Source organism: Flavobacterium sp. TC780, from assembly GCF_056783245.1.
The window spans coordinates 1-6,376 of record NZ_JBXBAV010000105.1; the positions used below are offsets into that span (position 1 = coordinate 1).

Genomic DNA, 6,376 nt, shown 5'->3' on the forward strand with positions numbered 1-6,376 from the left:
AAGGTTAATACATGCTCCTGTTGTTAGGGAGGCAGCACCTTAAGCAATAACATGATAATTTTAAGTTTCATAGGATTTGATTTTGTTAGAATTGATTAATTAATTTTTGATTGATGATATCCTTTAAATACAAGTTGATTATTCTTGTTTGAAATTTATTTAAAGTTTCTATTAAGACTATTCTTTTGATTTTATGTTACAGAATTTGTGAAAAATAATAATTGTTTTTAAAATTTTTCTTTGTTTGTTAGTGTTTATCAGTGTTTTAATTTTATTATTTTTAACGAGTCTTAATTGTAAGCTTTGCTAATTAAACATTTTTTCATAGATTTTAAATCTTTTACATTTTCTGTAATTGATGAATAAGCCGTATATTTGCACACTTTAAAACTAAGTTTACATGTCATTATCACAAATTCTTACGCCTTCTATACAAAAAGCAATACAAGCCTTATTTGAAGTAACCGTAGATAAAATCGAATTTCAAACTACTAGAAAAGAGTTTGAAGGAGATATTACGATGGTTATTTTTCCTTTATTAAAAGTGATTAAAAGTAATCCTGTTGAATTAGGAAATAAAATAGGGAACTATCTTGTAGAAAACCTTCCAGAGGTAGCTCGTTTTAATGTGGTTTCGGGTTTCTTGAACATTGTTATTGCAGATACCTATTATGTGAATTTCTTTAATGGTATAAAAGATGGAAAAAAATATGGTTTTGTTGAACCAAACCCTTCAGATAAAGCAATCATTGTTGAGTATTCTTCGCCAAATACAAATAAACCATTGCATTTAGGTCACGTTCGTAACAATTTGTTAGGATATTCGGTTGCAGAGATTATTAAAGCTTCAGGTAAAAAAGTATATAAAACTCAAATTATAAACGACAGAGGAATTCATATTTGTAAATCGATGTTGGCTTGGGAAAAATTTGGAAATGGGGAAACTCCCCAAAGTACGGGTTTAAAAGGAGATAAATCGGTTGGGAATATATGTTAAATTTGACAAGGTTTATAAAGAACAAATCAACGAATTAATTCAGGCAGGTAAAACTGAAGAAGAAGCTAGAAACAAGCACCAATAATTCTAGAAGCACAAGAAATGCTTTTAAAATGGGAAGCTGGAGATGCGGCCGTAAAAGAACTTTGGGCAAAAATGAACCAATGGGTTTATGATGGTTTTGCTATTACATATAAAAATCTTGGAGTAAATTTTGATAGTTATTACTATGAAAGCAATACTTACTTATTAGGAAAAGATGTTGTTCAGATAGGTTTAGACAAAGGGATTTTCGAAAAAGATCCTGATGGTTCAGTTTGGATTGATTTAACTGATGAAGGTTTAGATCGTAAAATTGTACTACGTTCAGATGGAACGGCAGTTTATATGACACAGGATATTGGAACAGCAATTCAGCGAGTAAAAGACCACTCAGATGTTGGAGGAATGGTTTATACAGTAGGAAACGAACAAGATTATCATTTTAAGGTATTGTTTTTAATCCTGAAGAAATTAGGTTTTGATTGGGCTTCAAGCTTATATCATTTATCATACGGAATGGTCGATTTACCTTCGGGAAAAATGAAAAGCCGTGAGGGAACTGTAGTAGATGCCGATGATTTAATGCAGGAAATGACCGATACAGCTCAAGAAATATCTGAAGGCTTAGGTAAGCTAGATAGTTTTTCTGACGATGAAAAAGCTAAGCTATATAATACAATCGGACTTGGTGCTTTAAAATATTATATTTTAAAAGTAGATCCAAAGAAACGTATTTTGTTTAACCCAGAAGAGTCTGTTGATTTTGCTGGAAATACAGGTCCGTTTATTCAATATACTTATGCCAGAATCCAGTCGATTATTCGTAAAGCAGATTTTGACTTTGGTGTAACATTAACAGGAATCGAAGAGCTTCATGAAAAAGAAAAGGAATTGGTAAAACAAATCGAGCTTTTCCCGAGAAGTAATTCAAAATGCTGCGCAAAATCATAGCCCAGCATTAATCGCTAATTATACGTATGATTTGGTAAGAGAGTATAATTCTTTTTATCAATCAGTACATATTTTAGGAGAAGAAGATTTAACAAAAAAAATATTCAGAGTACAGTTTTCTCAGAAAGTTGGAGAAATTATAAAATCAAGTTTCAGTTTATTAGGAATAGAAGTTCCTGAAAGAATGTAAAAATATCAGAAATCTGAACACAAGAAAGGCTGTCATAGACAGCCTTTCTTGTTTAATCAATATTATAATACGGGTTTAGAATTTCGGCTAATTCATTTAGCCAATAAAGCCCGTGGTCTAATTCTTTGGTATGAAATTCTAATGTTTCATTTCTTCTAATTAAGGTTAATGCGATAACGTAGTTTAGGCTACGAATTAATTTAGCCATAGTTTCGGGAGAAATGTCCTTATTGAAAAATTCAGTAAGTTTTTCAGGGTTGTAGTTTGTCGCTACTGTGTGTTTTGCATTCATAATCTGATAGTTTAGAAAAATATAAACCCGTGCAATTTAGATGTTCTACGCCTATCAGAGCGTTGCAGTCCTTTCGGATACTGCCATCATACAACACGGGCAAAAGTTTTTTAGAAGTCATGATCTGATAGTTTAGAACTGCAAATATAAGAAAATCCGTGCAATCAACATGTTTTTCTTATCAATAAAAATAATTAAGCCAATAGCTTCTTAGCCTTGTATTTATATTTTAGTTTTGCTCATACTTGTTTTAAACAGTCTTTGTAAACCAAAAAAAAGCTGCCTAATATAGACAGCTTCCTTATTTTACAACTAACACAAAATATTTTATTTTTTTACAAACTTGTTGATGATTGCATCTGTTTCTGCTTTTGTAGCTGTTGGTTTTAAATCAAACAAAAGGGAATAAAGTGCTTTTCTATCTACTTTAGCTTCTAAGTTTAAGTCTTGATGTCTGTCAAAAAGAGTTTGCCATTTATCGCGAACATTTTTCCAAAGAGCATTGTTTTCCTTCCACCATTTTTGCCCAGCGATACATTTAATGTCTGCAACTTTAGTGTACACATCCATTCCTTTTTCTTGTGCTAGCAAAACATCTTTTCCGTTATCACCGCGAATCAACTTGATGTCTGCTCATGATTCCATCCTGTAGCAGTAATTTCGTGAATGTTTCTTCTTTTTAGAACATTATAATCATTACGTTTAGTTTGTTCTCTACGAGGCAGCGGAGCATCAGTAGTATTTACCCAGTAATCTTGCCCATCTACATGTACCCATGAAGAAGACCCTTCGTATCTTGGACTATCATCTACTTGATATACTTTTTGAGACCATTGCCCTTTTACGTCTTTTTTATCTAATTTTTTATATTTCCAGGAAGATCCTTTGTCAAATAAATACAAGTCTGTGTTTTCATATAACCAGTCTTGTCTCCAGTGTTTGATTATCATATCATCACTTACTATTAATAAGTGCTGCATTACTATTTTGTTAGGAGTATCTTCTAATAACTCTACCCACTCTAAAGCTGATTCGTGTTTTGTTTCTGAAGGCTTGTAAGTTAGAGAATCTTTAGGATACTGGAATGTTTCAGCAAAATTAAATTTCACTTCATAACAACCACACATCGATTTTATCGATTTAATATCTTGTTGTTTTTTCGATTCCTGACTAAATCCAAAATTTACTGATAACACCATAGCGGCTGATAAACAGAGGGTTTTTGTAATCATAACTAGTTTTTTTTGATTTAAAATTTTAGCAAATATATAAATTTTATTTAGAATGAATTAAAATAATTATATATTTGCCGAAGTTATTAAGACTAATTAAAAATAATGAAAATCAAAATCATCCTATTTGTTGCCCTTGTATTTTGTAAAACGCTTTCTGCTCAGCAAAAACAAAAAGATAGTATTCGTGCCAACGAATTATCAGAAGTTGTTGTTACGGGGCAATTTGAACCACAATCTATAAAGAAATCAGTTTTTAATGTGCGTGTTATTTCAAACAAAGACATTCAGAATTTGGCTGCCAACAATTTATCAGATGTTTTAAATCAGTATTTGAATATTAATGTAAGGCCAAGCGGAACAAGCGGGCGTTCTACAGTATCGTTGTTTGGATTAGATGCACAATATTTCAAGATTTTAGTAGATAATGTGCCTTTGGTAAATGAAGCTGGTTTGGGGAATAATACCGATTTATCTCAAATAAACTTGAATGATGTTGAGCAAATAGAAATTGTGGAAGGTTCAATGGGAGTAGCATATGGAGGTAATGCTGTTAGTGGCGTTTTAAATATAATTACAAAAAAATCATCAAAATATAAATGGAGTATGACAGCTTCAGTACAAGAGGAAACGGTTAAAGACGAATATGCGCTTTTTAATGAAGGGCGTCATATACAGTCACTTAAACTTTCTCACACTTTTAATAAAAATTGGTTTGTAAGTTTAGGAGCTAATCGAAATGACTTTAGAGGCTTTTTAGATGATAAAAAAGGGAAAGATTATATTCAAAATGATGAGTTTCGTGGATATAGATGGTTACCGAAAGAACAGCTAAATAGTACAGCTTTAATTGCTTATCATAAAAATAATTTTCGATTTTTTTACAAATTTGAATATTTGAAGGAAGATGTAGATTACTATAATACTACTGTACAATCACAATATGATCCTGCATTAGGCTCGTATAGATACTCAGATGATAAAAGATATTTTACTAATAGGTATTTTCATAATTTAAATGCTACTGGTAAATTGTTTTCACAATTGAATTATAATGTTTCGCTTTCGCATCAAAAGCAACAAAGAGATGTTGAATTATTTAAATATTATTTATTTACTAAAAATGAAGGAGATAATGTGACTACTAAAGATCAATCAATGGAAGTCCTTTATTCTACAGGAACTTTGAGTAATTTTTTCTCAGACAAAAAAGTTGATTTGCAATTAGGTTATGAGTTTGTAAATAATCAGGGCTATTCATTAGTTCAGGAAGCAAGTAATAAGTTTTCTCCAGTTCGTAAAAGACTTGAGAATTATGATTTTTTTGCTTCTTCAGAAATTATGGCAACCGAGAGACTTTCAATTCGTCCAGGATTACGTCTTTCAGCTCAATCAAAATTTAAGGATCAATATGCATCATCACTAGGTTTAAGGTATTTATTTGATAAAGGAATTGAACTTCGCAGCTCATATGGAAGTTCATTTAGAACGCCAACCTTTGAAGAGTTGTATTCAAAATTAATTTTTGACGGACATTTCTTTATTGGAAATGAGAAACCTATCTCCAGAAACCAGTAATTCTTTTGAAGCTAGTTTGAAAAAGACATCTTTTTTAGCTTCAGGTTTACAAATATCGAATACGTTGGCAGGAAGTTTTCTTGATGTAAATGATCGAATTGATATGGCTTGGGTAAGATCCAATCCAGATACAGGAAATCCAGAGTATCAATATTTTAATATTAGTAAATATAAAATGTGGAATTTATCTACAATGAATCAATTCAAAATAGAGAATTTGACATTCAATTTTGGAGCATCTTTGGTTGGTGTTTCTCGTAAAATAGAAAATCTAAAGTTTTCTTCGGATGATAAATTTTTATACTCATTTAACTTAAATAGTAGTGTTTCTTATTTAATCCCGAAATGGGAAACAACCTTTCTGCTTATTATAAATACAACGGAAAATCACAACAATTTATAGAGACTACTTCTGAATATGTCATTTCAGATATATCAGCAAGTAATTGGCTTGATGCATCTCTTCGAAAAAGTTTTTTAAAAAACCAGTTAGAAGCTACAATTGGAGCTAGAAACATATGTAATGTAACGAATGTTAATCAGACTAAAACAAGTCAATCAGCTGGGCATGCTGGGCCTTCTGATCTGATGCTTGCCTATGGACGCTCTTATTTTATAAAATTAGCATATAACCTTAATCTTTAAATATAAAATCAAATAAAATGAAAAAGACATTTTTACTATTATCATTCGCATTATTGACGCTTGGAGCATGTTCAAGCGATGACAACAATGATACAACTACACCTGTTGGTCCTTCTGTTGGACAAGTATTACAGCCAAGTGTGGGCGGGCCAAATCAGCCAAATCAGGTTTTTGTAGATTTAAGTACTGGAAAGATAGAGTCTGTGAATAGAGCGACATGGGATTTAGGATTTTCTAGTGGTTCAGATTTTAGAGTTGCAATCAACGGATCTGTTAAAATGGCTGTGAAAAAACTAGAAACTTCGGATATTACTTTGGTTCAGGAAATTAATTCTGATGTATCTGTTGGAGGAGGTGAAACTTTAGCATCTAATAAGGGCTGCCTCCCTAACAACAGGAGCATGTATTAACCTTAGCAATACGCAACCGAACGAAGTACGTCAAAAAAG

General features: G+C 31.6%; 5 protein-coding genes and 2 pseudogenes. 5 read left to right on the top strand and 2 right to left on the bottom strand.

The window, feature by feature from the left end; translation table 11 throughout:
* The first annotated feature begins 400 nt into the window (after nucleotides 1-400).
* Nucleotides 401-2,180, top strand: a pseudogene (gene argS / locus AC1RYN_RS11455) (arginine--tRNA ligase).
* 52 nt (nucleotides 2,181-2,232) lie between these two features.
* Here argS and AC1RYN_RS11460 read toward each other — a convergent pair.
* Nucleotides 2,233-2,472, bottom strand: coding sequence for a hypothetical protein (locus AC1RYN_RS11460; RefSeq protein ID WP_481807060.1), 240 nt, complete (start codon nucleotides 2,470-2,472; stop codon nucleotides 2,233-2,235).
* A gap of 327 nt (nucleotides 2,473-2,799) precedes the next feature.
* Nucleotides 2,800-3,704, bottom strand: a pseudogene (locus AC1RYN_RS11465) (DUF6607 family protein).
* 105 nt (nucleotides 3,705-3,809) lie between these two features.
* Between AC1RYN_RS11465 and AC1RYN_RS11470 the strand changes: the two are divergent.
* Genes AC1RYN_RS11470 through AC1RYN_RS11485 form a run of 4 tightly spaced genes read left to right on the top strand, consistent with a single transcriptional unit; the run spans nucleotide 3,810 to nucleotide 6,337 of the window.
* Nucleotides 3,810-5,282, top strand: a complete 1,473-nt coding sequence (locus AC1RYN_RS11470) for a TonB-dependent receptor plug domain-containing protein (protein WP_481807061.1) — start codon at nucleotides 3,810-3,812, stop codon at nucleotides 5,280-5,282.
* Complete coding sequence (locus tag AC1RYN_RS11475; protein WP_481807062.1) at nucleotides 5,254-5,685, top strand: hypothetical protein; 432 nt, start codon at nucleotides 5,254-5,256, stop codon at nucleotides 5,683-5,685. The genes AC1RYN_RS11470 and AC1RYN_RS11475 overlap by 29 nt, the downstream gene beginning before the upstream one ends.
* Nucleotides 5,628-5,927 (top strand): hypothetical protein, encoded by a 300-nt coding sequence (locus AC1RYN_RS11480; RefSeq protein WP_481807063.1) that lies wholly within the window; start codon nucleotides 5,628-5,630, stop codon nucleotides 5,925-5,927. The genes AC1RYN_RS11475 and AC1RYN_RS11480 overlap by 58 nt, the downstream gene beginning before the upstream one ends.
* 17 nt (nucleotides 5,928-5,944) lie before the next feature.
* The gene (locus AC1RYN_RS11485) at nucleotides 5,945-6,337 is read left to right on the top strand and encodes an HmuY family protein (protein WP_481807064.1); all 393 of its coding nucleotides are present in this window, start codon (nucleotides 5,945-5,947) and stop codon (nucleotides 6,335-6,337) included.
* Nucleotides 6,338-6,376 lie beyond the last annotated feature (39 nt).

Bases quoted from the DNA above. Each gene is read 5' to 3' on its own strand.
- AC1RYN_RS11475 (WP_481807062.1), top strand. From the start codon at position 5,254: ATGAGAAACCTATCTCCAGAAACCAGTAATTCTTTTGAAGCTAGTTTG.
- AC1RYN_RS11470 (WP_481807061.1), top strand. From the start codon at position 3,810: ATGAAAATCAAAATCATCCTATTTGTTGCCCTTGTATTTTGTAAAACG.
- AC1RYN_RS11460 (WP_481807060.1), bottom strand. From the start codon at position 2,472: ATGAATGCAAAACACACAGTAGCGACAAACTACAACCCTGAAAAACTT.
- AC1RYN_RS11480 (WP_481807063.1), top strand. From the start codon at position 5,628: ATGGGAAACAACCTTTCTGCTTATTATAAATACAACGGAAAATCACAA.
- AC1RYN_RS11485 (WP_481807064.1), top strand. From the start codon at position 5,945: ATGAAAAAGACATTTTTACTATTATCATTCGCATTATTGACGCTTGGA.